Below are 2,314 nucleotides of genomic sequence, written 5' to 3'. Positions count from 1 at the left end.
AATAAAAAGACTGCTGCATCAAGCAACAGTCTTTTGTCATTTTTTTATTAGTCTCTTTTTACAACAACATTTTCTTCAAATGCTCTTTCGTCAAATTTTTTCATTCCAGCTGGTACATGAGCTTCAGTGATATTATTTTTTCTGAAAGCATACATGTCAATTTCCTCAATATTTTCTGGTAAGTTAATTTCTGTAAGTTTGTTTTTGTAGAAAGCACTTACTCCAATAAATTTAACTGTTTCAGGAATTTCAATTTCGCCAATTTCATTTAATGAGAAAGCATTGTCGCCAATGTATTCTAATTCTTCAGGCATTTTAACATCAGTTAATTTGTTTCTGTAGAATGCGTAAGCATCTAATTTTTTTACTGAATCTGGAATTTCAACTTCAGTTAAGTTGTTAACGCCAAAAGCTTCGTACCTAATTTCTTCAACAGTTTCAGGAATTACAACTGAGTTAAGTTTTCTTCTGAAGAAGCATTGTTCTCCAATAACTCTTATTTTAGTTCCATCTGGTCCTTCAGCAGGCACTACCATATCAAATAATTCTTCATTTTTGATTTTGTCTTTGCCCTTTCTTGTCATTCCCTTTAGCACATCGCCATCAAATATAAAATCGTCAAACTCCCAAGGTTTTTCCATAATATGTATGTCCTCCCCCTACATAAATTTTTTCTTACTTACATTATAACATAGTAGCTGAGATTAATAAAGGAAGGTTGTAAAATAGAGAAAGGATGAACACTTTTTTTAAATAAAAAGAACTTTGTTACTAAAAGTTTGAATTAAGAAAAATATGTTACTAAATATAAATAATAATTGCTTTATTTGGGTATTATTATAATACAAAAATATTTTAGAACAAAAATAAGTAACAGATGGGTAATAATTTTGTAAAATTTAAATTATTTTACAGGAAAAGGTAGTCATTATTTGACCTGGAGGACTTTTGTCGTTATAATCTAGTAAAGCAAAATATTGAAGACAAATTTTAGTTGAAAGGAATTAAAAGGAGGAAAAAATGGAAAATAAAAACTTTTTTGAAGATATGATGGAAATGCAAAAAAATATTTTTGAAAATCAAAAGGAAGCTTATAGTAAATTTATGGAATCTTTTAAGTTTGGAGATTTCAATCCCTTTGCTGGGAATATGTTTGTAAACAACTTTAAAAACCCAATGGACTTTTTCAAGAACTACAGAGAAATCAATGAAAATTTTGAAAATAATTTTAAAGATTTCTTCGCACAAGTTCCTGGTTACAAGGAATCTTTGGATTCTTACAACAAAAATATGGAATTTTTGAACAAACTTTACCTTGCTTATGGCGATTTTTATAAGGACTTAGATCTTGTTTCAGCTCAAAATAAATTAATTGAGTTATTTGAACTTTATAGCGACGAGTTAGTTGAAATGTCTAAAAAATATTTCTACAAGAGAATTCCAGATAGCTATTACAGAGTTCTTGAAAACTTTAATTTAGAAAAATTTATAAGACCTGCCATAGAAAATTCAAAGAAGTCTATTGATTTTTATGAAAAAGCAATACAAAATAGACCAGAATTATTAGTTGCAGATGTAAAAGAATTTTACCAAGGAATTTTGGACAAGATTTTTGAAATGCCAACTATAGGTGTAAGTCCAGAAGATAAGGAAAAAACAAGGAGAGAACTACAAAATTATCTTGACCTTGAACTTAAACTTTTAGATTTCAATTTATTCCTTGAAAAGAAAAATCAAGAAACAGCATTAAAGGCTCAAAGAGCTTACATCAATGGACTTGAATCTGAAGCTTCACTAGAAGATTTCGCAGATTTCTTCAAATTCTACATGAGTAATTTTGAAAAAGCTTATAGAGAACTTGTAAACTCTAATGAATACAAGGAAAAAGTTCAAGAAATTTTAGATATTGTAGAAAAAAATAAAGAATCTTACATGGAAAAAGTTGCAGAAAGATTAAAAGATTTTCCAATTGCAACTGCTAGCGATGCAGAAAAATTCATGGGTGAAGTCGAAGGACTTACTAAGGGACTTGACGATGCAAAGAAAGCTAAAACAAGCCTTGACAGAAAAGTTAACAAGATAAAGAGCGATTCTGAAAAAGAAATTAAGGCTCTTAAGGAAGAAGTTGCAAAACTAAAAGAAGAAAAAGCAAAAGTTGAAGTTGATGCAGCTCTTAAGAAAGAAATTGAAGAAATGAAGAAAGAACTTGCTGCTTTAAAGGCACAAGTTAAGGCAAAATAAAACATAAGAATCTTCTCCTAAAAAGGTCTGTGGGTTTTCCTGCAGACTTTTTTTATGCCTTAAATTATTTTTG

General features: G+C 29.1%; 2 protein-coding genes. One reads left to right on the top strand and one right to left on the bottom strand.

The genetic code is table 11. The features are described from left to right. Positions 1-47: 47 nt before the first annotated feature. The gene (locus HGPG_RS07645) at positions 48-641 is read right to left on the bottom strand and encodes a leucine-rich repeat domain-containing protein (protein WP_019125478.1); all 594 of its coding nucleotides are present in this window, start codon (positions 639-641) and stop codon (positions 48-50) included. Between the two features lie 379 nt (positions 642-1,020). Between HGPG_RS07645 and HGPG_RS07640 the strand changes: the two genes are divergently transcribed. Beyond that, complete coding sequence (locus HGPG_RS07640) at positions 1,021-2,241, top strand: poly(R)-hydroxyalkanoic acid synthase subunit PhaE (RefSeq protein ID WP_019125477.1); 1,221 nt, start codon at positions 1,021-1,023, stop codon at positions 2,239-2,241. Positions 2,242-2,314: the final 73 nt, after the last annotated feature.

This window comes from Peptoniphilus grossensis ph5, assembly GCF_000311825.1.
In the GTDB taxonomy this organism is placed as follows: Bacteria; Bacillota; Clostridia; order Tissierellales; family Peptoniphilaceae; genus Peptoniphilus_A; species Peptoniphilus_A hominis.
The sequence above is the reverse complement of the archived record's forward strand: the minus strand, read 5'-3'. Positions and strand labels throughout refer to the sequence as shown.

Bases quoted from the DNA above. Each gene is read 5' to 3' on its own strand.
- HGPG_RS07645 (WP_019125478.1), bottom strand. From the start codon at position 641: ATGGAAAAACCTTGGGAGTTTGACGATTTTATATTTGATGGCGATGTG.
- HGPG_RS07640 (WP_019125477.1), top strand. From the start codon at position 1,021: ATGGAAAATAAAAACTTTTTTGAAGATATGATGGAAATGCAAAAAAAT.